The sequence below is a fragment of the Salinicola sp. DM10 genome, assembly GCF_017306975.2.
Lineage (GTDB): Bacteria > Pseudomonadota > Gammaproteobacteria > Pseudomonadales > Halomonadaceae > Salinicola.
Window position 1 is genome coordinate 104,855 of sequence record NZ_JAFLEN020000006.1, and the last position, 23,852, is coordinate 128,706.

18 protein-coding genes are annotated in these 23,852 nt (G+C 67.0%); 12 read left to right on the forward strand and 6 right to left on the reverse strand.

Going from position 1 to position 23,852, the window contains the following annotated elements; all coding sequences use genetic code 11:
* The first annotated feature begins 54 nt into the window (after nt 1-54).
* Nucleotides 55-924: a sulfite exporter TauE/SafE family protein gene (locus J0A90_RS17040; protein ID WP_207033895.1), complete on the forward strand. Its 870-nt coding sequence runs from the start codon at nt 55-57 to the stop codon at nt 922-924.
* Between the two features lie 37 nt (nt 925-961).
* Here the strand turns inward: J0A90_RS17040 and J0A90_RS17045 are convergent, their stop codons facing one another.
* From J0A90_RS17045 to J0A90_RS17055, 3 genes are all read right to left on the reverse strand, one after another.
* Nucleotides 962-2,317, reverse strand: a complete 1,356-nt coding sequence (locus J0A90_RS17045) for a uracil-xanthine permease family protein (RefSeq protein ID WP_207033897.1) — start codon at nt 2,315-2,317, stop codon at nt 962-964.
* Nucleotides 2,318-2,778: 461 nt separating this feature from the next.
* Nucleotides 2,779-3,237: a YkvA family protein gene (locus J0A90_RS17050; RefSeq protein WP_207033899.1), complete on the reverse strand. Its 459-nt coding sequence runs from the start codon at nt 3,235-3,237 to the stop codon at nt 2,779-2,781.
* Nucleotides 3,238-3,381: 144 nt separating this feature from the next.
* Nucleotides 3,382-3,657 carry a hypothetical protein gene (locus J0A90_RS17055; protein ID WP_035475106.1) on the reverse strand — a complete coding sequence of 92 codons (276 nt, stop codon included), beginning with the start codon at nt 3,655-3,657 and terminating at the stop codon, nt 3,382-3,384.
* Between the two features lie 277 nt (nt 3,658-3,934).
* On the opposite strand from J0A90_RS17055, the gene J0A90_RS17060 reads away from it, so the two are divergent.
* Together J0A90_RS17060 and J0A90_RS17065 are read left to right on the forward strand one after the other, a co-directional pair.
* Nucleotides 3,935-4,261, forward strand: coding sequence for an antibiotic biosynthesis monooxygenase (locus tag J0A90_RS17060; RefSeq protein WP_207033901.1), 327 nt, complete (start codon nt 3,935-3,937; stop codon nt 4,259-4,261).
* 242 nt (nt 4,262-4,503) lie between these two features.
* A complete protein-coding gene (locus J0A90_RS17065; protein WP_207033903.1) occupies nt 4,504-5,730 on the forward strand; it encodes an MFS transporter in 1,227 nt (408 codons plus the stop codon).
* A 44-nt stretch (nt 5,731-5,774) separates the two neighbouring features.
* Here the strand turns inward: J0A90_RS17065 and J0A90_RS17070 are convergent, their stop codons facing one another.
* Nucleotides 5,775-7,124, reverse strand: coding sequence for a diguanylate cyclase domain-containing protein (locus tag J0A90_RS17070; RefSeq protein WP_207033905.1), 1,350 nt, complete (start codon nt 7,122-7,124; stop codon nt 5,775-5,777).
* A gap of 272 nt (nt 7,125-7,396) precedes the next feature.
* On the opposite strand from J0A90_RS17070, the gene pgm reads away from it, so the two are divergent.
* The 3 genes from pgm to J0A90_RS17085 all read left to right on the forward strand — a co-directional run bounded on the left by pgm (nt 7,397) and on the right by J0A90_RS17085 (nt 13,823).
* Nucleotides 7,397-9,061 carry a phosphoglucomutase (alpha-D-glucose-1,6-bisphosphate-dependent) gene (gene pgm, locus J0A90_RS17075; protein WP_207033907.1) on the forward strand — a complete coding sequence of 555 codons (1,665 nt, stop codon included), beginning with the start codon at nt 7,397-7,399 and terminating at the stop codon, nt 9,059-9,061.
* Between the two features lie 249 nt (nt 9,062-9,310).
* Nucleotides 9,311-11,398, forward strand: a complete 2,088-nt coding sequence (locus J0A90_RS17080; RefSeq protein ID WP_233076893.1) for a methyl-accepting chemotaxis protein — start codon at nt 9,311-9,313, stop codon at nt 11,396-11,398.
* Nucleotides 11,399-11,726: 328 nt separating this feature from the next.
* The gene (locus tag J0A90_RS17085) at nt 11,727-13,823 is read left to right on the forward strand and encodes a methyl-accepting chemotaxis protein (protein WP_233076894.1); all 2,097 of its coding nucleotides are present in this window, start codon (nt 11,727-11,729) and stop codon (nt 13,821-13,823) included.
* On the opposite strand, the gene stpA is transcribed toward J0A90_RS17085, so the two are convergent.
* Nucleotides 13,820-15,133 (reverse strand): glucosylglycerol 3-phosphatase, encoded by a 1,314-nt coding sequence (gene stpA / locus J0A90_RS17090; protein WP_207033910.1) that lies wholly within the window; start codon nt 15,131-15,133, stop codon nt 13,820-13,822. The genes J0A90_RS17085 and stpA overlap by 4 nt on opposite strands.
* A 240-nt stretch (nt 15,134-15,373) precedes the next feature.
* Between stpA and J0A90_RS17095 the strand changes: the two genes are divergently transcribed.
* From J0A90_RS17095 to J0A90_RS17120, 6 genes are all read left to right on the forward strand, one after another.
* Complete coding sequence (locus tag J0A90_RS17095; RefSeq protein WP_207033912.1) at nt 15,374-15,862, forward strand: pyridoxamine 5'-phosphate oxidase family protein; 489 nt, start codon at nt 15,374-15,376, stop codon at nt 15,860-15,862.
* A 111-nt stretch (nt 15,863-15,973) separates the two neighbouring features.
* A complete protein-coding gene (locus J0A90_RS17100) occupies nt 15,974-17,008 on the forward strand; it encodes a CNNM domain-containing protein (RefSeq protein ID WP_207033914.1) in 1,035 nt (344 codons plus the stop codon).
* 250 nt (nt 17,009-17,258) lie between these two features.
* Entirely contained in the window at nt 17,259-17,690 is a 432-nt protein-coding gene (gene dksA / locus J0A90_RS17105; RefSeq protein ID WP_035475089.1) for an RNA polymerase-binding protein DksA, read from the forward strand.
* A 49-nt stretch (nt 17,691-17,739) separates the two neighbouring features.
* Nucleotides 17,740-18,975: a zinc metallochaperone GTPase ZigA gene (gene zigA / locus J0A90_RS17110; RefSeq protein WP_233076895.1), complete on the forward strand. Its 1,236-nt coding sequence runs from the start codon at nt 17,740-17,742 to the stop codon at nt 18,973-18,975.
* Nucleotides 18,976-19,334: 359 nt separating this feature from the next.
* A complete protein-coding gene (cml, locus tag J0A90_RS17115; RefSeq protein ID WP_207033916.1) occupies nt 19,335-20,549 on the forward strand; it encodes a CmlA/FloR family chloramphenicol efflux MFS transporter in 1,215 nt (404 codons plus the stop codon).
* A 161-nt stretch (nt 20,550-20,710) separates the two neighbouring features.
* Nucleotides 20,711-21,811: an NADH:flavin oxidoreductase/NADH oxidase gene (locus tag J0A90_RS17120; RefSeq protein ID WP_207033918.1), complete on the forward strand. Its 1,101-nt coding sequence runs from the start codon at nt 20,711-20,713 to the stop codon at nt 21,809-21,811.
* 125 nt (nt 21,812-21,936) lie between these two features.
* Here the strand turns inward: J0A90_RS17120 and J0A90_RS17125 are convergent, their stop codons facing one another.
* The gene (locus tag J0A90_RS17125; RefSeq protein ID WP_207033920.1) at nt 21,937-23,850 is read right to left on the reverse strand and encodes an AMP-binding protein; all 1,914 of its coding nucleotides are present in this window, start codon (nt 23,848-23,850) and stop codon (nt 21,937-21,939) included.
* Nucleotides 23,851-23,852 lie beyond the last annotated feature (2 nt).

Consider the following 23,852-nt stretch of genomic DNA (forward strand, 5'->3'; position numbering starts at 1 on the left):
TGGCCGGAGCGGCTCCGCCACGGCTTGCACGCAGCGACTTTCCGGGAGAGCGGCATGCAGCGTCTGATCATCTTCGGTATCGCCGGTTTTATCGCCCAACTGGTGGATGGGGCGATCGGCATGGGGTACGGGCTGACTTCTTCATCGATGCTGCTGGCGCTCGGGGTCACCCCGGCGATCGCCTCGGCCTCGATCCACATGGCCGAGGTGGCGACCACGGCAGCATCGGGGACCGCCCACTGGCGCTTCGGCAACGTCGACCGCCGTCTGGTCAAGACCATGATGCTGCCGGGCGGTGTCGGTGCCTTCGTCGGCGCCTGCTTTCTCAGCAACGTGCCCGGCGATGCGATCAAGCCGGTGATCTCGCTCGGGCTGCTGCTGCTGGGGCTCTATATCATCGCCCGCTATCTGTTCGATCTGGCGTCGCGGCAGCCGAGTCGTGACGTCTCCCGCGCCAAGCTGATCCCGCTGTCGCTGGTCGCCGGCTTCTTCGACAGCGTCGGTGGCGGCGGCTGGGGGCCGATCTCCACCCCGGTGCTGCTGGCCCACCGCGGCATCGAGGCGCGCAAGGTGGTGGGCTCGGTGGATACCAGTGAGTTCTTCGTCACCGTGGCCGGCACGCTCGGCTTCGTGCTGGCGCTGGGGCTCGACGACATCAACTGGCAGTGGGTGGCGGTGTTCGCGCTGAGCGGTCTCGCTGCGGCGCCGCTGGCAGCGTGGATCGTGCGCCTGCTGCCGGCGCGGCTGCTGGCGGTGATCGTCGGCGGCGCCATCGTGGTGGTCAACGCACGCACGCTGCTCGGCGCGCTGGGCGTACACGGCGAACCCGCCACCCTGACGCTGGCCCTGCTGGTACTGGGCTGGGGCGCGCTGGTGGCGATGGCGGTGCGGCGTCATCGGGCCAGCGTGGCGGCGCTCTCCTGAGAGTCAGCGCTGGTGAGCCTGCGCCTGACAGGCTGCCTCAGGACGATGATCGGCCCGGCAGCACCAGGTTGAGCACGATCGAGACGATTGCCCCGGGGATCAGGCCGGAATCGATCAGCACGCCGATCTGCTCCGGCGCCGCGGCATACAGCCCTTTCTGTGCCGGCAGCCCGATCGCCACCGCCAGCGAGACCCCGACGATCAGCATGTTGCGCTTGTCGAAGGTGGCGTGGGAGAGCATCTTGACCCCGGCGCTGGCGATCATGCCGAACATGATCACCACCGCGCCACCCAGCACCGCGGCGGGGATCGCCGAGACCGTCGCGCCGAGCTTGGGGACCAGCCCGGCGACGATCAGAAAGGCGCCGCCGATCGCCACCACGAAACGGCTGGCGACGCCGGTGAAAGCGACCAGCCCCACGTTCTGGCTGAAGCTGATCTGCGGGAAGCCACCGAACAGCGAGGCGAAGGTGCTGGCCAGGCCGTCTGCCATCACCCCACCGGAGAGTTCACGCGGGGTGGCCTCGCGCTCGGCGCCGCCGATCGCTGTCCCCGAGATGTCGCCGATCGACTCGGCGCAGGTCACCACCGCCATCAGCGCGATCGCCAGCATCGCCGTAGGGTCGAAGGTGATCCCCATCTGCAGCGGGATCGGTAGCTGGAACCAGGCCGCCTCGCCTACCCCCGAAAAGTCGAGCAGGCCAAGCGGCGCCGCCGCCACGCAGCCGACCAGGATGCCGATCAGCACCGCCGCCTCGGACAGAAAACCGCGCCCGAACTGATGGAAAGCGACGGTGACCACGAACACCAGCGCTGCCAGCAGCAGATGGTGGGGTGCGCCGAAGTCCGCCGCACCGAAGCCACCGCCGACGTAGGAGAAGCCCACCGGCAGCAGCAGCAGGCCGATCAGCAGCACGAAGGTGCCGGACACCACCGGTGGAAAGAACACGCTCAAGCGGCGATAGAACAGCCCCACCGAGGCCATCGCCAGCCCGCCCACCAGCGCGCCGCCGAACACCGCGGGCAGCCCCTGGGTGGTGGCGATGGGGATCATCACCGGCACGAAGCCGAAGCTGGTGCCCATGACGATCGGCAGGCGCGCGCCCACCGGCCCCAGCCCCAGCGTCTGCACCAGGGTGGCGACCCCGGCGACGAACATCGCCATCTGCACCAGGAACACCGTGTCCGCCCCCGAGAGGCCGGCGGCGCCCGCGATCACCAGCGGCACGGTGGCGTTGGCGACGAACATGGCGAGCACGTGCTGGATACCCAGCGGGATCGCCTTGCGCAGCGGTGGCAGGTAGTCGACATCGCGCAGGCGCTCGGCGCCGCGTGTCTGCGGATGGGTGGCGTTGGGGGAGCTGGGCGCGGGGGCGGCGCTGTCCTGGGGCATCGTTGTCTCCGACGGCATTGTTGTTGGTGCTGACCTGATGGGGGCGGCAGCGCGCGATCGCGATGCCCGGCTCCAATCTAGCGGTTTTGCCGGTCGATGTAGACTTTCGATTTAGAGCGCCTTTCACAGCCGCTAGGCGACGTGGGCTTCTCCGGCGGCAGGGCGTCGCGAGGGCGCTGTGAACCCCTCCCTGGGCGCTACCTTTGCCATCCATGGCAAAGGACCCTCGCTTGGCTCTGCCCCCGGCGCCCACTATCAGAGGGTTTGGAAGTTAGCTCTTAGGCTCTCGATTTGGGCTTTTGCGCTGACAATCCGGCCATCTCGGCGCTGATCGATGGCCGTTACGGCGAATCGCACGGTCGAGGCGACTCACGCCGGCAGACGACGCGGAGAGGATCGAGTCGTTCGGGGAGACGAGTAGCGGGACGAGAGAAGGCCGGGTATTGCCCGGTAGCCGGCCCTCAGCCTGGCGGTGACTCGGACGACGCCGGCCACCAGCGCGCCAGCACCGCTGCCGCCTGGCGCTCGACCTCTTCGTCGATATAGATCGAGACCGCGACCAGCGCCGCCGCCAGCACGCTGGCGTCGTCGGTGAAGCCGACGCCGGCGATGACATCGGGGATCGCGTCCAGCGGCGAGATGAAGTAGCCCAGCGCGCCGATGATGGTCGACTTGGCCCAGATCGGCACGTCGGGGCGCTTGAGCACGAAGTAGAGCTGCAGCGACTTGAGTGCCACGCCGCGCCCCGCGCGGCTGCCGAAGCGTGCCAGCTTGCGCCAGAAGCGCGCATCGCTGTAGACCTCGGCATGCTCGATGACCACCGCCTCTGGGTCAGTCACGGGCGTTGGCGTGTCGTGGGGCTCCGGCGTGGCGGGTGCGGCTGCCGGCGGCGTACGGCTGAAGCGGGGCAGGCGGGGCATGGCTGGTTTCCTCGTCGCGGACGCTGAGAGGGTGTCTACAAAATGTCTGCGCTCGCCGAATTTGTAAACGCCCTCGGAGACCGGGGCTGTGATTCTAGCCAGGCGCCCCCGCCCGCGCCTAGCCCCGCGCTGGCGGGCGCTGCCTCAACCCTTGACGCCGCCGGCGAAGTCCAGCGACAGCCGGATCGGGGTATCCAGCGGCAGCTTGACCACCGCCAGGGCGTGCTCGGTCATGCGCCGGATCAGTTGCTCGTAGGCTTCACCGCCTTCGTCCTTGATCGCCTTGACCTGATTCTCCGAGAGGTTGTCGCTACCCAGCTGGTTCTTGGCGGCGTGGCGCAGCGTCTCGCCGGTTTCGCCGGCGGCGAGCTGATGGAATTCGTCGCGATCCATACCATCGTTGTGCAGTGTGATCTCCATGGCGCTCTCTCCCTTTGCTGAGGCCTGACTTCCGTGTGTGGCTTGTGCCGTCGTGTCTAGCGGCGTCGCGACGCCGCCCACGCTTCACAACGTAGAAGCCGGGCGGGCAGGGCACAACTCGCATATCGCCGGCGCTGATCTGGCGGCGCGTGTCGGTCCCCGTAGCGCTAGCGGCAGAGAAGTCCGAAAATGTCCGCCATTCGGGCGCCGACGACCTGGTGACCGGCGCGGACGCGTCGCTGTGCCTTTATCGCCCACCCCGCTAGAGGAGCCCTCGATGCTCGCTGATACCCCCGAACCGCCGTACTACGCGGTCATCTTCACCTCGCTGATGGGCGACGACAGCTCAGGTTACGCCGCCATGGCGGATCGGATGCTGACGCTGGCCCGTGCCCAGCCCGGCTTTCTGGGCGTCGAATCGGCGCGGGAGGGCATCGGCATCACCGTCTCCTACTGGTCCGATCTCGACGCGATCCGTGCCTGGAAGCGTGACATCGACCACCGCGAGGCCCAGCGCCTGGGGCGGGAGCGCTGGTACGCGGCCTATCGCACGCGTATCGCCCGGGTCGAGCGTGACTATTCTTTCGAAGATCAGGGGGATTAAAGAGCAAGGGGGTTGACGAGCGGGTGGTGAAAAGCAGGGGGTGAAAGCAGGGGAGAAGCAGAAACGAGCCGAAAGTGGGCGAGGCGACTGAGCGCCGTGGATCGATTCTCGGAGTTTTGATCAAGCATCGTGGATTTTCGTCGATAGTGGGGGCTCGCCTAATACTTTAGTCTTGCCGGCATGCTCGGGCGCTGGCGCGCTTCTCGCCACGCTCTTCAGTCCCCTTTTCGAAGGATGCCGTCATGTCGACTCCCTTGCCCTCCGCCCAGCCGGCGCCATCCTCGCGCTGGTTCGCGGTACTCGCCCTGACCCTGGGCGTGTTCAGCCTGGTGATGGCCGAGTTTCTGCCCGCTAGCCTGCTCACCCCGATGGCCGGCTCGCTGGCGATCAGCGAAGGCCAGGCCGGCCAGGCCGTCACCGCTACGGCCGTGGTGGCGCTGCTCTCGGGTCTGCTGGTGACCGCGGTGACCCAGCGTCTCGATCGTCGCCACGTGCTGCTGGCGTTCTCGCTGCTAATGATCGCCGCCAACCTGATCGTGGCCTTTGCCCCCAGCCTTGCCTGGCTGCTGCTCGGGCGGGTGCTGCTGGGCATCGCCCTGGGCGGATTCTGGGCGCTCTCCACCGCCACCGTGATGCGGCTGGTCGCCGAGGCGGACGTGCCGCGGGCGCTCTCGATTCTCTTCACCGGCGTGCCGATCGCCACCATCGCCGCGGCCGCGCTGGGCAGCTATCTCGGCGATCTGTTCGGCTGGCGGGCGGTGTTTCTACTGGCGACGGCGCTGTCGGTGGCCACGCTGGGCGTGCAGGCGCTCACCCTGCCGAGCATGGCGCCACAGCGGCCGACTCCGCTGGGTACGCTGGTCAGCGTGCTCAAGCGTCCCGGCATGGCGCTGGGCATCGTCGCCGTGGTGCTGGTGTTCTGCGGCCACTTCGCGTTCTTCACCTATGTGCGCCCGTTTCTCGAAACGGTCGCTGGCATGGGCATCAATGCGCTCTCCTCGACGCTGATGGCGTTCGGAGTGGCCAACTTCGTCGGCACCCTGTGCGCCGGCTGGCTGCTCCAGCGCAGCCTGCGCCTGACGCTGGTGCTGATGCCGCTGGCGATGGGCGTGATGGGCTGGCTGTTGGCCTCGCTGGGCGGTCTGATCATGGGCGTGGACGCGCTCATGGTGGCGCTGTGGGGCTTCGCCTTCGGCGCGGTGCCGGTGGCCTGGTCGACCTGGATCACGCGGGTGGTGCCGGACGAAGCCGAGAGTGGCGGCGGCCTGATCGTGGCCTCGATCCAGCTGGCGATCGCCCTGGGGGCGGCCGTCGGTGGGGTGATGTTCGACCTCAGCGGCGTGCTTGGCGTATGCGCCACCGCCGGCACGCTACTGCTGGCCGGCGCGGCGCTGGTGCTGGCGGGGGTGAAGACGCGGCCGGTGGCCACCGCCGCGACCTGCAGCGCGCAGGGCTCGGCCTGCGGCTGAGCGCGGCGCGCAAGACGGGCGGTCGCTGGGTCTGCGCGGGCCCGTCAGTCGGCGTCGGTGTCCGGCGCCGTGCGCGGCGCTCGCTTTTCGGCATACATGGCTTGATCGGCCCGGCGCAGCAAGTCCTCGGCGCTGTTGCCGTCTTGCCGCGAGATCGCGACACCGATGCTCACGCCCACCTGCAGACGCTGGCCCGACACGTCGAACGGCTGACGCAGCGCGTGGCGCAGTGCTGCCGCCACGCGCTCGGCCTCGGCCGGCGCGCGTAGGTTCTCGAGCAGCACGGCGAACTCGTCCCCTCCCAGACGCGCCACCAGGCTGGCGTCGCGCACGCCGTGGCGCAGGCGCCGACCGGCGAGCTCGAGCAAGGTATCGCCCAGCGCGTGGCCGTAGGTGTCGTTGATGTGCTTGAAGCCATCCAGGTCGAGATAGAGCACCGCCAGCCGCTTCGGCGGCGTGCCGGGGGGCGCCAGCGCTGCACGCAGCCGTTCGTGGAAGGCTTCACGGTTGGCCAGGCCAGTGAGCCCGTCGTAGCGCGCCATGTACTCCAGACGCTGGAACAGGCGCTTGCGCACGATCGCCTGCGCCACCTGGATCGAGACGAACTGCAGCAGGTCGCGATCCTCTTCGTCGTAGGACTGGCTGTCGTCGTAGCTTTTCACCACCAGCGCGCCGATGGTGCGGTCGGCGCTCTTGAGCGGCACGCCCAGCCAGGAGTGCGCGCCATTCCCGTCCGGCGCTTCACTCGCTGTGCCGGGCGCCGGCGACTCGTTGCGGGCCGGCAGCAACAGCTCACGGCCGTGGCGGATGACCTGGCCACACAGGGTATCGGCGCTCATGGGCGGCGGCGTCCCCGGGGCGGCGCGCTCATCGACATCGCGCTCATCGACATGGTAGAGATAGCTCAGCTCGTCGCGGTCGACGTCATGCAGCGCGACCGCGAAATTCTCCGCCGGCATGAGCGTGCTGATGATGGTGTGGATACGCGCCGCCAGGTCCGTCAGGTCGGCCGAGAGATGCGCCGCTTCCGAGATCGCATAGACTGCCGCCTGGCGCTGCTGGGCCTGCTTGAGCGCGGTCACGTCGCGGGCCACGCCGATGCGTACTCCGTCGGCTTGTGACCAGCGTGCCGTCCACATGATATGCGCGATCCCGCCATCCTTGCGGCGGTAGCGGTTCTCGAAATGGGTTTCGATGCCGCCGCGCATCACCCGCTCGGCGGCGGCGCGAGTCCGCTCGCGATCCTCCTCGTGGACCAGATCGAGCATGCGCATGCCGACCATCTCCTCCGGCGCGTAGCCAAAGATCCGCTCACATGCTGCGCTCACCGACACGAAGCGCCCCTCCGCGCTGACGACGCAGATCGCGTCCAGCAGCAAATCGGCATAAACCATGCAGCCCCTCGCAAAATCTGGCATGCCCATGGCCCGAATGGCACCGGGCCCGCCCGCGACGTGACATCCGGTTCCCGGGGACGACTCACCTGCGATGCGCGCGAGCCGAACGGAAGCACAATTTCCCCTCGTCGGGGTAGGTAGGCAGTGTAGAGGAGTTGCCGGGGCCGCGGGGAGTCTTGCTTGTCGGCTGGCGACAGTGGTCTGCTATAGGGAATCTGGCCGGCACGTGCGTGTCAGACCCTATCCCAGGCCATCGAAAGGAACCGACGATGAGTATCGACCCCCACGCAGGACGCTTGCCGGACCCGCACAGCCTCGCCAACCTGCCGCGGCTGGTCTCGCGCTACTATAGCGAGCGCCCCGACGCCCACGACCCGGCCCAGCAGGTCGCCTTCGGTACCTCCGGGCACCGCGGCTCGTCGCTCAAGCTGAGCTTCAACGAGTGGCACATCCTGGCCACCACCCAGGCGATCTGCGAATACCGCGAGGCCCAGGGTATCGATGGGCCGCTGTTCATCGGCATGGATACCCACGCGCTCTCCGAGCCGGCGTTCGTCTCCGCGCTCGAGGTGCTCGCCGCCAATCGCGTGGCGGTGCGGATCGACGCCGGCTGCGAGGCGACCGGCTTCGAGCCCGGCTACACCCCGACCCCGGCGATCTCCAACGCCATCCTCTTCTATAACCAGGGCCGCCACCACGGCCTGGCCGACGGCATCGTCATCACCCCGTCGCACAACCCGCCGGTGGATGGCGGTTTCAAGTACAACCCCACCAACGGCGGTCCGGCCGATACCGGGGTCACTAAGTGGATCCAGGAGCGTGCCAACGAGCATCTCGCCGAGGGCCTGCGCCAGGTCCAGCGGGTGAGCTACGCCGAGGCGCTGGCGGCACCGACCACCCAGCGTTTCGACTATATCGAGAGCTATGTCGGCGGCCTCGACAAGGTCATCGACATGGCCGCGATCCGCGATTCCGGGCTCACCTTCGGGGTCGATCCGCTGGGCGGTGCCGGGGTGCACTACTGGCCGCGTATCGCCGAGAAGTACGACCTGCCGCTGGAGGTGATGTCGACCACGGTCGATCCCACTTTCCGCTTCATGCGCGTGGACTGGGACGGCAAGATCCGCATGGACTGCTCCTCGCCCCACGCCATGGCCGGGCTGATCGAGAACAAGGACCGCTTCGACGTCTCCTTCGCCTGCGATACCGACCATGATCGCCACGGTATCGTCGCCCGCTCCACCGGGCTTTTGAATCCCAACCACTATCTCGCCGTGGCCATCGAATACCTGTTCACCCACCGTCCGCACTGGGGTGACAAGGCAGCCATCGGCAAGACCCTGGTGTCGTCGTCGATGATCGATCGCGTCGCCGAGGGCCTGGGGCGCGAGGTCAACGAAGTGCCGGTGGGCTTCAAGTGGTTCGTCGATGGCCTGATCGAGGGCAGTCTCGGCTTCGGTGGCGAGGAGTCCGCAGGGGCCTCCTTCCTGACCCTGGAGGGCCAGCCCTGGTCGACCGACAAGGATGGCATCATCCTCGGCCTGCTCGCCGCCGAGATCACCGCGGTCACCGGGCAGGACCCGGGCGAGCGCTACCGGGCGCTGACCGAACGCTACGGCGCGCCGGTCTACCAGCGTGTCGATGCCCCGGCCACGCGTGAACAGAAGGCCCGGCTGGGCAAGCTGTCGCCGGAGCAGGTCACCGCCGAGACGCTGGCTGGCCACCCGATCATGCGCAAGCTGACCGAAGCGCCGGGCAACGGTGCTGCCATCGGCGGACTCAAGGTGGTCACCGAGGCGGGCTGGTTCGCCGCGCGCCCCTCGGGTACCGAGGACGTCTACAAGATCTACGCCGAAAGCTTCGAAGGCGAGGCGCATCTTGCGCGTATCCAGCAAGAGGCCAAGGCGCTGGTCGACGCCGTGCTGGCGGGCTGAGCCAGCGTGCAACGTCGGCGGCCACGCCGCCGCCGTTGCCGTTGCCGCCCCCTCGATGTGTGGCCTGCGACGATATTTGGCCTGAAACGATGCGTGGTCTGAGACGATAAGTAGCCTGCGACGCCGGGTGATCCGGCGGCGACGTCGCTGTACCCCTGCCTAAAGTTGCCTCTGACCCGGGCGATATCCCCCCTGAATCGATTCGTTGCCGCTCGTCGAGCGGCGCCTCTCGCTGCCGGGGAACCCCTCATGCATTTCAAGTCCATACGTACGCTGGTCACGCTACTGGTGGGGGCGTGCATCGTCTTCGTGGTCGCAGCCATGGTGGCTTACACCGTCTATGCCAACGCGCGCTCCCAGGCGCTGGTGGACGCGCGCACCGACGCGCTGCTGACCACAGGAATCCGCGAGCGCCTGAAGACCGTGGCCGGGCGCGAGGCCGAGCGTATCGAGGCACCGCTCGAGCACGCCCTGACCCTGGCGCGCTCGCTCGCCAATACCAATGCACTCATGGGGGCGGTCGATGATCAGGGCCGTCGGCGGCTGTCGCTGAGCCGTGACGAGCTTTCCAACCTGGTGCGCCAGACGGTGGTCGACAACCCCGACCTGCTCGACGCCTTCATCGGCTGGGAGCCCAACGCCTTCGGCAACGATACCTATTACCAGGGCCGCGAAGACGCCGGCTTCGGCAAGGATGGGCGCTTCATGCCGTGGTGGTATCGCACCGCCGACGGCAAGATCGCGGTGCTGCCGCTGGGTGACACCCTGGAGAGCACCCAGGTGCTGCCGAGCGGGATCCGTGAGGGCGAGTACTACCTCTGCCCCAAGGAGACCCTGAAGCCTTGCATCATCGACCCGGCGCCTTACGACTACAACGGCAAGACGTTGATGGTGACCTCGTTCAACGTACCGATCCTGGTCGATGGTGAGTTCCGCGGCAGCGCCGGGGTCGATCTCTCGGTCGACTTCATCCAGGGCCTGCTGAAAGACGCCAGCAGCGCGCTCTATGACGGCGCCGGCGACTGGACGCTGGTCGCCCCGCGCGGCGGAGTCACCGCCTATACCGATGATCCCCAGGCGGTGGGCAAGAACGCCGCCGAGGTGTTCGATGCCAGCATCAATGCGTTGCTCGATCAGGCGCGCCAGGGCCAGCCGGCGCTGCGCGAAGAGCGCGGCCAGATCGAGATGGCGTGGCCGTTCCATGTCGGCCCGGCCGACGGCAAGCCCTGGGTTCTAATGATCCGCCTGCCCGAGAGCGTGGCCATGGCCGGGCTCACCGACCTGCAGCAACAGCTCGCCGCCCAGCGCCATCACGACACCCTGGCGATGATCGCGGTGGGCGCCGGGCTGGCCGCGCTGGGGCTGCTCGTGAGCTGGCTGCTCGGCGGTAGCCTGTCGCGGCCGCTCAGGCTGCTGGCGCAGCGCATGCGCGAGATCGCTTCCGGCGACGGCGACCTGACCCAGCGGCTGCCGGTACGCGGGCGCAACGAGAGCGCCGAGCTGGCAGTCCAGTTCAACGCCTTCGCCGAGAAGATGCAGCAGGTGCTGATCGAGGTGCGCGACAGCAGCGACTCGGTCAAGAGTGCTTCGCTGGAGATCGCCAGCGGCAGTGATGATCTGTCGCGGCGCACCGACTCGATGGCGGCGAGCCTGCAGCAGACCTCGGCTTCGATCGAGCAGATCACCGGCACCGTGGAGCACACCGCGCACTCGGCGCGCGAGGTCGACAAGCTGGCGGTCTCGGCCACCGAGGCGGCCCAGCGCGGTGGTGAGGTGGTCTCCAGCGTGGTCCAGACCATGGACGAGATCGAAACCTCGTCGCGTCAGATCGCCGAGATCGTCAGCACCATGGATAGCATCTCCTTCCAGACCAACCTGCTGGCGCTCAACGCCTCGGTCGAGGCAGCACGTGCCGGCGAGAATGGCCGCGGCTTTGCGGTGGTGGCGCAGGAAGTGCGCAATCTCGCCAGCCGCAGCGCGAACGCGGCGCAGCAGATCAAGACGCTGATCGATGCCTCCGCCGAGCGCACGCAACTAGGCGCGCAGCGGGTGCGCGATGCCGGTGCGGCGATGGACGAGATCGTCGCCAGCATCGCCCGGGTCAACGGCGTGCTGGGTGAGATCACCGCAGCCACCGGCGAGCAGAGCCAGGGCATCGGCCAGGTCAATCTGGCGGTCGCCGAGCTCGACAGCGTGACCCAGCAGAACGCCGCCATGGTGCAGCAGACCGCTGCCGCCGCCGCCGCGCTGCAGCAGGAGTCGCAGCGTCTGGCCGAGACGGTGGGGGCGTTCACCCTGGATGACACCGGCGGTGTCAGGCGGCCGGCGTTGAGCTGATCTGGCCGTTGAACGGGCAGGCCGTTAATCGACACGGCCAGCACTGAAAATCGAAAGCTCTGAACAGTGAAAAGGGCGAGATGGCCGGGGCGGGTGCCCCGGTCGTAGCGGTATGTCGTTGTCGCCCTCCGTTTACTCAAGCGGCGTCTAAAGTTTCCTTCGGCCACGGCGATATCCCTGAATACGTCGCCGTGTTGGTGCTCCGAGAGGTGATTCGGGGGCCAGTCCGCGCGGTGCCAGGCAATCTCAAAAGAACAAGCTGATTCGAGCGGCGTGAGCCGATCGACCGTAGCGCCACGGGCTACTGCCTTTCCGGGGGGACTCTCTTATGCACTTCAAATCCATACGTACGCTGGTCACGCTGCTGGTAGGAGCGTGCATCGTCTTCGTGGTCGCGGCCATGGTGACTTACACCGTCTACGCCAACGCGCGTTCGCAGGCACTGATGGATGCGCGCACCGATGAACTCTTGACCGCGAGTATTCGTCAGCGCCTGGGTGCGGTGGCCGGGCGCGAAGCCGAGCGTATCGAGGCGCGTCTCGAGCACGCCCTGACCCTGGCGCACTCGCTCGCCAATACCAATGCGCTGATGGGCGCGGTAGACGACCAGGGCCGGCGCCGGCTCTCGCTGAGCCGCGACGAGCTCTCCAACTTGGTGCGTCAGACGGTGATCGACAACCCCGACCTGCTCGACGCCTTCATCGGTTGGGAGCCCAACGCCTTCGGCAACGATGCCTATTATCAGGGCCGCGAAGATGCCGGCTACGGCAAGGATGGGCGCTTCATGCCGTGGTGGTACCGCACTGCCGACGGCAACATCGCGGTGCTTGGACTCGGCAGCTCGATGGAGAGTGAAAAGCCGATCCCGGGCGGCATCCGTGAGGGCGAGTACTATCTGTGTCCCAAAGAGACTCTGAAACCCTGTGTGGTCGATCCCCACCCGTTTGACTATAACGGCAAGACGCTGATGGTGACCTCGTTCAACGTGCCGATTCTGGTCGACGGTGAGTTCCGCGGTACCGCCGGCGTCGACTTCTCGGTCGACTTCATCCAGGGCCTGCTGAAAGATGCCAGCCGCTCACTCTATGACGGCGCCGGCGACTGGACACTGATCGCTCCGCGCGGTGGAGTCACCGCCAACACCACCGATCCCAAGGCGGTGGGCAAGCCGGCCGCCGAGGTGTTCGATGAAAGCGTCAATGCGCTGCTCGATCAGGCGCGCCAGGGCCAGCCGGCGCTGCGTGAAGAGGGCGGCCAGATCGAGATGGCATGGCCGTTCCATGTCGGACCGGCCGACGGCAAGCCCTGGATCGTGATGATCCGCCTGCCCGAAAGCGTGGCCATGGCCGGGCTCACCGACCTGCAGCAACAGCTCGCCGCCCAGCGCCATCACGACACCCTGGCGATGATCGCGGTGGGCGCCGGGCTGGCCGCGCTGGGGCTGCTCGTGAGCTGGCTGCTCGGCGGCAGCCTGTCTCGGCCGCTCAGGCTGCTGGCGCAGCGCATGCGCGAGATCGCCTCCGGCGACGGCGACCTGACCCAGCGGCTGCCGGTGCGCGGGCGCAACGAGAGCGCCGAGCTGGCAGTCCAGTTCAACGCCTTCGCCGAGAAAATGCAGCAGGTGCTGATCGAGGTGCGCGACAGTAGTGACTCGGTCAAGCACGCCTCGCAGGAGATCGCCAGCGGCAGCGAGGATCTGTCGCGGCGTACCGACTCGATGGCGGCGAGCCTGCAGCAGACCTCGGCCTCGATCGAGCAGATCACCGGCACCGTGGAGCACACCGCGCACTCGGCGCGCGAGGTCGACAAGCTGGCCGTCTCGGCCACTGAGGCGGCCCAGCGCGGCGGCGAGGTGGTCTCCAGCGTGGTTCAGACCATGGACGAGATCGAGACCTCGTCGCGTCAGATCGCCGAGATTGTCACCACCATGGACAGCATCGCCTTCCAGACCAACCTGCTGGCGCTCAACGCCTCGGTCGAGGCGGCGCGTGCCGGCGAGAACGGTCGCGGCTTCGCGGTAGTGGCGCAGGAAGTGCGCAATCTCGCCAGCCGCAGCGCGAACGCGGCGCAGCAGATCAAGACGCTGATCGACGCCTCCGCCGAGCGCACGCAACTAGGCGCGCAGCGGGTGCGCGATGCCGGTGCGGCGATGGACGAGATCGTCGCCAGTATCGCCCGGGTCAACGGCGTGCTGGGCGAGATCACCGCGGCCACTAGCGAACAGAGCCAGGGCATCGGCCAGGTCAATCTGGCGGTCGCCGAGCTCGACAGCGTGACCCAGCAGAACGCCGCCATGGTGCAGCAGACCGCCACCGCCGCCGTCGCGCTGCAGCAGGAGTCGCAGCGCCTGGCCGAGACGGTGGGCGCCTTCACCCTGGATGACAGTGGTGGTGCCAGGCGGCCGGCCCTGGCCCTGGATCACTAGACCTGGGGCGCGGGATTGCTGGCCCGGCGCTGCCGGGCCAGCTCGCAGAAGAATTCGACATATTCGGTATGGCCGCCGGAAAAGATCACATCGAGGCGGAGCGGGTCGTCGGGGTCGCTGATGCCGGCCAGCGCCGGCCACGGTGAGACGCTGGGGTCGCTGGCGTGACGCGCCAGCCGTTCGGCGTCGACCCGGGCGCGCGCCACCTCGCCTCCGCTGCTGTCGACGAACAGCACCCGGTTGGGGCGCGTGAAGGCGTGCCCCAACTGCTGTACCAGGGTCAGGAAACCACGATCGCTGCCGCCCCGCTGTGGGGGCTCGCCCTCTCCGGCGCTGACCGAGGTGAGCGTGTCGCCGACCCCGACGATCGTCGGCATCAGTGCCGGGTCGAAGTGCTCACGCGCCAGCGCCAGTAGCGCCTGCGGCTCGCGCGGCGCCTGGCGCGCATCGAACGTCTCCCCCAGCGGCGCCACTCCGGTACGTGCCTGGTAGTAGCGATTGAGGATCGCCAGCACGCCGCTCTCCTTGACCGCGCCGCGCAGCATCAACTGGAAGTCGGTAGTGCCTTCCGCCGTGCCTAGACGCGGGCGCTCCTGGCCTGAGTCGTCGCGTCCGGCGTTGGGCGCATAGTGGATGAAGAAGGCGTCCTCGAGCCCTGCCGCTGCGGCCGCGGCCAGACGCGCCTGCATGAAGTCCACCACCGCCTCCTGCAGGCGCCAGTAGGGCTCGGGCGTTGCCTGCCAGTGACGGCGGAAGACATTGAGGTTGAGTGTCGGTGAGGCGAGGTTGTCGAGCACCGCAGCGGCGATCAACGGGGCTCGCGTCGTGGCGTCCAGGGCGAAGGGCGGACGAGCCAGACAGTGATCGAGAAACGCCTCGGCCGCAGCCGCAAAGCTGGCCAGGAAGTCGAGCTCGGCGGCGCTGACGCCGGGGTGCGACACGCAGCCGAAACGGTCTTGCCACTGGACCCCGCCGGCGGCCAGCCCGGGTAGGTAGCAACCGCGACGGCGCGCCTCGGCGGGGTCTTCGAACTGCGCCTCCACCAGCGCATTGACGCCACGAGTGCCGACGTGTTCACCGTTGGTGAGCACGAAGAAATGCCCCGCCAGCTCGCCGGCGGCTTCCACATAGCGGCGTGGCAGCTGCCGGGTCAGCGGGTCGTCCACCAGCCCCATGCAGACGCCGTCGAGATCCTGGATGATCAGTAGATCGGCACTCCCCGCCAGAGCCCGGCCCAGCTCGGCGTGGTCGAGCGCGAAGTGGCGGGGGGTGAGAGACAGCGCGGCGCTGGGAGTCTGCGGGTCGGTCATGGCGTGGGTGGGCTCCGAGGTCGATGCGTGGCCTGATCGCGAGCGCCAGGCACGGTGCGGCAAACACGATGGTTCGAGTATAGCCCCCACCGCGCTGGGGCTCAGCCCGGGGGTACGGCGGACTTTGCTTAGCCGGCGCCGCGCAACTAGGCTCAAGGAGCCGCCGAACCTTCGGCGGCCACGCCTGGATGGCGTGTTGTCCGGTTCGCTTGCGGACCCCCACGGTGACAGGAGGCAAGGATGTCCAGCCCCGAACACAAGCAGAAGATCTGGCAGCTGATCGACGATATCAAGGTCGGCATGCTGGTGACCCTCGATGACGGCACCCCCCGCGCCCGCCCCATGCATCTGGTCCAGGATGCCTACGACGGTACGCTCTGGTTCTACACCCGGCGTAGCGCCGAGAAGGCGTTCGAGGCGCAGAGCGACCGCGACGTCTGCATCACCTTCTCCGATCAGAAGCACGGGGTCTACGTGTCGATGTCGGGCAAGGCGCGTCTGCGCGACGATGCCGAGCTGATCGACAAGTACTGGAACCCGTTCGTGGCGGCCTGGTTCGAGGGCGGTCGCGAGGATGGCGATATCGCCATGCTGGAGATCGACATCGACTTCGGCGAGCACTGGCAGTCGCGCGAGAGCAAGGCCTTCCAGCTCTACGAGATCGCCAAGGCCAACGTGAAGAAGGACCACAAGCCCGATATGGGCGAGAACGAGAAATTCGGCCACTGAGCGTGGCCTGGGGCCGCCGCCGTGCGCTCGGCGGCGGCGACATCCTGCCGCCTTGACACGCTCCGCCCAAGTCCCGATAAAGAGCGCTCACTGGTCACATAGCGAACCCCCATGCTCCTGCTGACGGCTTTCGTCGTTCTCTCCATCGGCTTCTCGTTTCTGTGCTCGATTCTCGAGGCCGCGCTGCTGTCGCTGACGCCCAGCTATATCGCGCAGCTCCAGGACACGCGGCCCAAGCTGCACGACTCGCTCAATGCGCTCAAGTCCAATATCGACCGCCCGCTGGCGGCGATCCTGACGCTCAATACCATCGCCCATACGGTCGGTGCGACCGGGGTCGGTGCCCAGGTGGCGGTGGTGTTCGGCGATGCCCACGTGGCCATCGCCTCGGCGCTGATGACTCTGGGCATCCTGGTGTTTTCCGAGATCATCCCCAAGACCATCGGCGCCACCTACTGGCGCGCGCTGGCGCCGATGCTGCCGCGGATACTCAAGTTCATGGTGTGGCTGCTGCTGCCGTTCATCTGGCTGTCGGAGATGATCACCAACCGCATCGCCAAGAACGAGGGCGATGTCGACATGCGCGGGGAGATCAAGGCGCTGGCCAGGATCGGTCTCGAAGGCAAGGCGCTGGACGCCGACGAGACGCGCACCATCACCAATATTCTCAACCTCCACGAGATTCCGCTGAAGCGGGTGATGACCCCGCGCACCGTGTGCATGACGGTGGCGCCGGACATGAGCGTGGCGGAGTTCGACCGCGACTACGGCAAGACCCAGTTCACCCGCTTCCCGGTGATGGATGGTGCCGAGCATGCGCTGGGCTACGTGCACAAGGCCGACACCTACCACGCCGAGGACGATCAGCGGCTCAAGGCGCTGATGCACCCGATCGCGATGGTCGACGAGAACGACAGTGTCGAGCATGTCTTCGCCGCCATGCTCAAGGATCACAACCACCTGCGCGTGGTCTACGACGATCACGGTAGCTGGGTCGGGTTGATCACCATGGAAGACGTGATCGAGACGATTCTGGGCCAGGACATCGTCGATGAGACCGATAACGTGCATAACCTGCGCAAGTACGCCAAGCAGCGCTGGCTGAAACGAATCAAGCGCGGCGAATCCGCCCAGCCGCCGGGCTGAAGCCGGCGGTGGATGGCGCTGTCAGCGTCAGCGTCAGCGCAAGCGCGAGAAGAGAGGGGCGTCCTGGACGCCCCTTTTTTCGGCCCCGTGACAGGCGCCCCGGCCAGGCCACACATGACGCTATCTCTTCGGTGTGACGCGCGGTGGCGCGCGACTATCGGCTTTACGCTTGGCCGGTGAATTGTTATGTTATAACATAAATGGCATCGCGCGGGCCGACAGCGGTCTGCCGCCAAGCCTGGAGAGGGTCATGGCGCTATTACCGATCGAAGACGAGGCGCAGCTACTGGCGATGCCGGCAGCGGACTACATGAACGAGGCCCAGCTGGCGTTCTTCCAGCGCCGGCTCGAACGCGAGCGTGAGACGCTGGCCACCGCTCTGGCGGAGACCCGCGCGATCATCGTCGACAGCCGCGGTGACGGCGACGACGCCGATCTCGCCGCCAATGAAGAGACGCTGAGCCTGCTGCTGCGTCAGGCCGATCGTGAAACCCGGCTGCTGCGCAAGATCGCGGCGGCGCTCAAGCGTATCGAGTCCGGCGACTACGGCTTCTGTGACGAGACCGGCCAGCCCATCGGGCTGAAGCGCCTGCTGCTGCGGCCCACCGCCACACTCTGCCTGGAGGCCAAGGAGCGCCAGGAGCAGCGCGAACACCACTATGCCAAGCGTCGCAGTGCCTGACCCTGTATCGCCGTACCCTGGCAATGACCGATGCCGTGAGGAAACGACCATGAATGACATCATACCGGCCGGCTCTCGCCCCATGGCGAAGCCGCTTCCCGTTACCGTACTGTCCGGCTTTCTCGGCGCCGGCAAGACCACGCTGCTCAACCATCTGCTCAACAACCGTGACGGCCGCCGTATCGCGGTGATCGTCAACGACATGAGCGAGATCAATATCGATGCCGCTCTGGTCGAGCGTGAAGTCGATCTCAACCGCGCCGAAGAGAAGCTGGTCGAGATGAGCAATGGCTGCATCTGCTGCACCCTGCGCGAAGATCTGCTGATCGAGGTGAACCGCCTCGCCGAGGAGGGGCGCTTCGACTATCTGGTGATCGAATCCACCGGCATTTCCGAGCCGCTGCCGGTGGCCGAGACCTTCACCTTCGAGGATGAGCAGGGCCGCAGCCTGTCGCAGGTGGCGCGCCTGGATACCCTGGTCACGGTGGTCGACGGCGCCAACTTCCTGACCCAGTACTACGAGGCCAAATCGCTGGCCGAGGCTGGTGAAAGCCTGGGCGAAGAGGATGAGCGTAACGTCGCCGATCTGCTGGTCGACCAGATCGAGTTCTGCGACGTGCTGCTGATCTCCAAGAGCGACCTGATCGACGCCGCCCAGCTCGCCGAGGTCGAGGCGGTACTCAGAACCCTCAACCCGGATGCCGAGATCCATGCCATCAGCCACGGCCAGATCGCCCTGGATCGGGTGCTCGATACCGGCCGCTTCAGCTTCGAGAAGGCCCAGCTCGCCCCCGGCTGGCTAAAGGAGCTGCGCGGCGAGCATGTCCCCGAGACCGAGGAGTACGGCATCAGCAGCTTCAGCTTCGAAGCGCGCCGCCCGTTCCACCCGCAGCGCTTCTTCGAACTGCTGCACGGTGACTGGGGTGACGGCCGCCTGCTGCGCTCCAAGGGCTTCTTCTGGCTGGCGAGCCGCCCCGAGTTCGCCGGCCAGTGGAGCCAGGCCGGCGGCATAGCCCACCACGGCTTCGCCGGTCTGTTCTGGCGGGCGGTGCCCGAGTCGCGCTGGCCCCAGGACCCGGAATATCTCGCCTCGATCCGGGAAAAATGGGAAGAGCCGTTCGGCGACATGCGCCAGGAATTGGTGTTCATCGGCCAGGGGCTCGACGTGGCGGGCATCCGCCGCCGCCTGGAAGCCTGCCTGCTCGACGACGACGAACTGGCCCGCGGCAAGGCGTACTGGAAAAGCCTGCCCGACCCCTTTCCCGATTGGGGTGTCGCCGCCTGAGCGATGCGCCCAGCCCCTCTCTGTGGTCTGGTCTCCACCAGAGTCTTCCCCGGCCCGACGGCCGGGGTTTTTTGTGTCGCCCAGTGGCCGATGGCATGCGCTCTCTATAGGTGGGGGATGCTGTGTCTCTCTTGATGGCCGTCATAGGACCAGACATTGCTACGGCTGGAAGGATCACATAGGCTCGAACCGTGTCCTGGTAACAGCTTGCGCAAGGAAAGACGATGGGAGCCAGCATTACTGCAGAGAACTGAGCCGCAACAACGTCTGTAGTTGTTGCGGCACTCTGCGAGATCGATCCCGCCTGATGGATGACGAGCAGATGCCGCCCGATATTCTCGATCGAGCGGTGATTCGTCATGACTCAACCTCCCTCTGCGTGGCGGCATACGCTACCGGCAGCCCTGCTGCTGATGGCGCCTTTCGACATTCTCGCTTCTCTGGCGATGGATATTTATCTTCCGGTGGTCCCGGCCATGCCCGGTCTGCTGGATACGACGCCTGATGTGATCCAACTGACACTGAGCCTCTACATGGCGCTGCTCGGTGTGGGTCAAATGATTTTCGGGCCGATATCGGATCGTCTCGGGCGGCGGCCGGTCCTGCTGGCCGGTGGCGCCATCTTCGCCATGGCGTCTCTGGGTGCTGCGTTTTCTGACACGGCGACTCCCTTTGTCACCTTCCGTCTGTTGCAGGCATTCGGCGCCTCGGCAATGTTGGTAGCGACATTCGCGACGATTCGCGATGTGTACGCGAGGCGACCAGAAGGTACCGTCATCTACGGGCTATTGAGTGCAGCGCTTGCCTTCGTCCCTACGCTTGGCCCCATCGTTGGTGCCGTTGTCGGTCGGTATCTGGGGTGGCGGATGATATTCGTGCTGCTGGCCGTGCTGGCACTGGTGGCTCTGATGCATGCCTGCATGCGATGGCACGAGACACGCCCGGAGCCCAGAGCCGAGGCATCCCGGTCCCTGTCCTCGATCCTCGAGAGTCTCGATTTCTGGGTTTACACGCTTGGTTTCAGCGCTGGGATGGGGAGCTTCTTCGTCTTCTTCTCAACGGCCCCGCGTATGCTCATGGACCGCGCTGGTTATTCGGGGATCGAATTCAGTCTGACTTTTTCGAGCGTTGCGCTCGTCATGGTCTTGACCACGCGATGCATCCGGTCCTTCGTCACCCAATGGGGAAATGTGGGTTGCGTATTACGCGGAATGGCTCTGCTGATAGGTGGTGCGCTGCTGCTGAGCGTGGGGGAGCTCTGTTGGGAACCCTCGTTCTTCACGCTCATCGTGCCTATGTGGGTGATGGCGATCGGGATCGTCTGCACGGTATCCGTTACCGCCAACGGCGCACTCGGGGCGTTTGACGATATCGCGGGAACGGCAGTCGCTCTCTACTTCTGTATCCAGAGTCTGATCGTCAGTTTCGCGGGCACGCTGTCAATCATCCTGCTGAACGGAGATACGGCATGGCCGTTGATCTGTTATGCCACGACGATGGCGCTGTTGGTGTCGGCGGGGTTGGTGCTGCTCCGACTGCGTGACGCCGTCGCTAAGGGATCTACACCTGACTGACAACTCTCGGTCGATGGGCCATTGCTCGACCGGCGTGGCGCATACCGCATCAGGTAATGCGAGGCATCGCACGGAAAGCATCTGCGGTGGCGACATTGCACTGCAATTATTAGCCAGCTACATTTTGTGCCACTCCCTTTCGCAACAGGAGCCGCGACCCGATGGCATCTCCGCAACTCTTTTCCCCGCTGGCAATCGGCGGGCTGACCCTGCCCAACCGTATCGTGATCTCGCCGATGTGCCAGTACTCGGCCGACGGCGAGGGGAGCATGACCGATTGGCATACCATTCACCTGGGCCAGCTGGCGCTCTCCGGCGCCGGCCTCTTGATCATCGAAGCCTCGGCGGTGGCCGCGGCAGGGCGTATCACCCCGGGGGATGTGGGGCTCTACTCCGACGCCAACGAGCAGGCGATGGCGCGTACGCTCGCCTCGGTACGCGCTCACTCGCCGATGCCCATCGGCATTCAGCTCGGCCACGCCGGGCGCAAGGCCTCCTGCCAGGCCCCCTGGGAGGGCGGCAAGCAGTTGGGGCTCGAAGATGGTGGCTGGGAGACCCTGGCCCCCTCTGCCACGCCCTATCAGGACGATCAGCGCCCGCCGCAGGCGATGACGCTCGACGATATCGACACGCTCAAGGCGGATTTCGTCGCCGCGGCGCAGCGTGCTGCGCGCCTGGGCTTCGATCTGATCGAGCTGCACGCGGCCCACGGCTATCTGCTGCACCAGTTCCTGTCGCCGCTCTCCAACCAGCGCGATGACGCCTACGGCGGCAGCCTGGAGAACCGCATGCGCCTGATACTCGAGATCTTCGAGGCGGTGCGTGAGGTGTTCCCGGCAGACAAGCCCGTGGGCATTCGGATTTCCGGCAGCGATTGGGTCGAAGGCGGCTGGGACCTGGCGCAGAGCGTGGCTCTTGCTCAGGCGCTGGACGCCCGCGGCTGCAGCTTCATCGACTGCTCCGGCGGCGGGCTAGACCCGCGCCAGACGCTCGATGTCGGCCCCAGCTACCAGGTGCCGTTCGCCCGGCGCATGAAGCAGGAAGTCGCCATGCCGGTGATCGCGGTCGGTCTGATCACCGAACCGGAGCAGGCCGAGGGAATCGTCTTCAGCGGTGACGCCGACGCCGTGGCGCTGGCCCGCGGGATGCTCTTCGATCCGCGCTGGCCGTGGCACGCCGCGGCCAAGCTGGGGGCCAGCGTGCACGCGCCCAAGCAGTATCTGCGCAGCCAGCCGCATACCCTCAAGGGGCTATTTGGCTAGGACTGTTCGGCCAGGGCTATTTGACCAGGGCTATTGGGCCAGGGCTTTTGGCGATAGTGCAGGTCACGCCGGGCGGTGCAAATCACGGGGCGGGCGCACCGAGCTAGATGCTTGGTGGCGCCCGTTCAGCGGTTGTCGTCCGCCTCCTTGGGTGCCTCCTCACGCAGGCTGGCGATTGCCTCGCGGGCATCCTCCAGGCTGGTCGGGTCGTCGATGGTGGCGGGCACGTCGAAGCGCTCGCCATCGGCGATCTGGCGCAGCGCGCGGCGCAGGATCTTGCCCGAGCGGGTCTTGGGCAGGCGTGCCACCACCCGCACCTGCTTGAAGCTCGCCACCGGGCCGATCCGTTCGCGCACCAGCGCGATCAGCTCCTCGGCTAGTCGCATCTCATCGCCGTCGAAGCCATCCTTGGGGATCACCAGCCCCACCGGCCGCTGACCCTTGAGCGCGTCCTGGGCGCCGATCACCGCGCATTCGGCCACCGCGGGATGAGACCCCAGCACCTCCTCCATCTCGCCGGTGGAGAGCCTATGACCGGCGACGTTGATCACGTCGTCGGTGCGTCCCATCACGAACAGGTAGCCCTCGTCGTCGATATAGCCGCCGTCGCCGGTCAGGTAGTAGCCCGGGTAGGTGGCCAGATAGGCGCTGTGCAGGCGCTCGGGATCGCCCCAGATACCGGCCAGGCAGCCCGGCGGCAGCGGCTGCTTGATCACCACGCTACCTTCGGTCAGTGCACCCACTTCCTCGCCGTGGCGGTCGAGGATGCGCACGTCGTAGCCCGGAACCGGGAAGGTCGCGGAGCCGGCGCGGGTGGGCACGGGGTCGAGCCCTAGCGGATCGGCGGCGATCGCCCAGCCGGTTTCGGTCTGCCACCAGTGGTCGACGACGGGCACGTCGAGATGCGCCTTGAGCCAGTGGTAGGTGGGCGGGTCGAGACGTTCTCCGGCCAGGAACAGCGAGCGCAGGCTGGAGAGATCGTAACCCTCCTTCAGCCGCGCCTCGGGGTCCTCCTTCTTGATCGCACGGAAGGCGGTCGGGGCGGTGAAGAAGCTCTTCACCCGGTACGCCTCGATCACCCGCCAGAAGGCGCCGGCGTCCGGGGTGCGCACCGGCTTGCCTTCGTAGACCACCGTGCTGGCGCCGCGCAGCAGCGGTCCGTAGACGATGTAGGAGTGACCCACCACCCAGCCCACATCGGAGGCGGAGAAGAACACCTCCCCCGGGGCGATGTCGTAGATCGCCTCCATCGAGTAGTGCAGCGCCACGGCGTAGCCGCCGGTATCGCGTACCACGCCCTTGGGGCGGCCGGTGGTGCCGGAGGTGTAGAGGATATAGAGCGGATCGGTGGCCTTGACCGCAACGCAGGCGGCGGGCTCGGCCGCGGCCATGAGCGTCTCCCAATCGCTCTCGCCGGGGCCGAACTCGGCGCGGCACGCGTCGCGCTGCAGATAGACGCAGTGGGCCACCGCATGCGCGCTGCGCGACAGCGCCTCGCGCACGATCGGCTGATAGGGCACCACGCGGCCGGGTTCGAGCCCACACGAGGCGGCCACCACCACCTTGGGTTTGGCGTCCTCGATCCGTGTTGCCAGCTCGCGCGCGGCGAAGCCGCCGAACACCACCGAGTGGATGGCGCCGAGACGCGCGCAGGCGAGCATCGCGATCAGCGCCTCCGGCACCATCGGCATGTAGATCACCACGCGCTCACCCGGCGCCACACCCAGCCCGCGCAGGGCGCCGGCGCAGCGGGCGGTGGCGTCGCGCAGCTCGCGGTAGGTGTAGCGGCGCTGCTGGCCGCTGAGTGGTGAGTCCCAGTAGAGCGCGATGCGCTCGCCGTGGCCCTGCTCGATATGATGGTCGAGGGCAGCATGGCACAGGTTGAGCTCGCCATCGCCGAACCAGCGCGCATGGCCGGTGGCATCTAGCTCGAGGGCCCGGGGCGGCGGGGTGAACCAGGGGATGCGCCGGGCCTGGCGCATCCAGAAGGCTTCCGGGTCATCGAGAGAGGCCCGGTACTCGTCCTGATAACGACTCATGG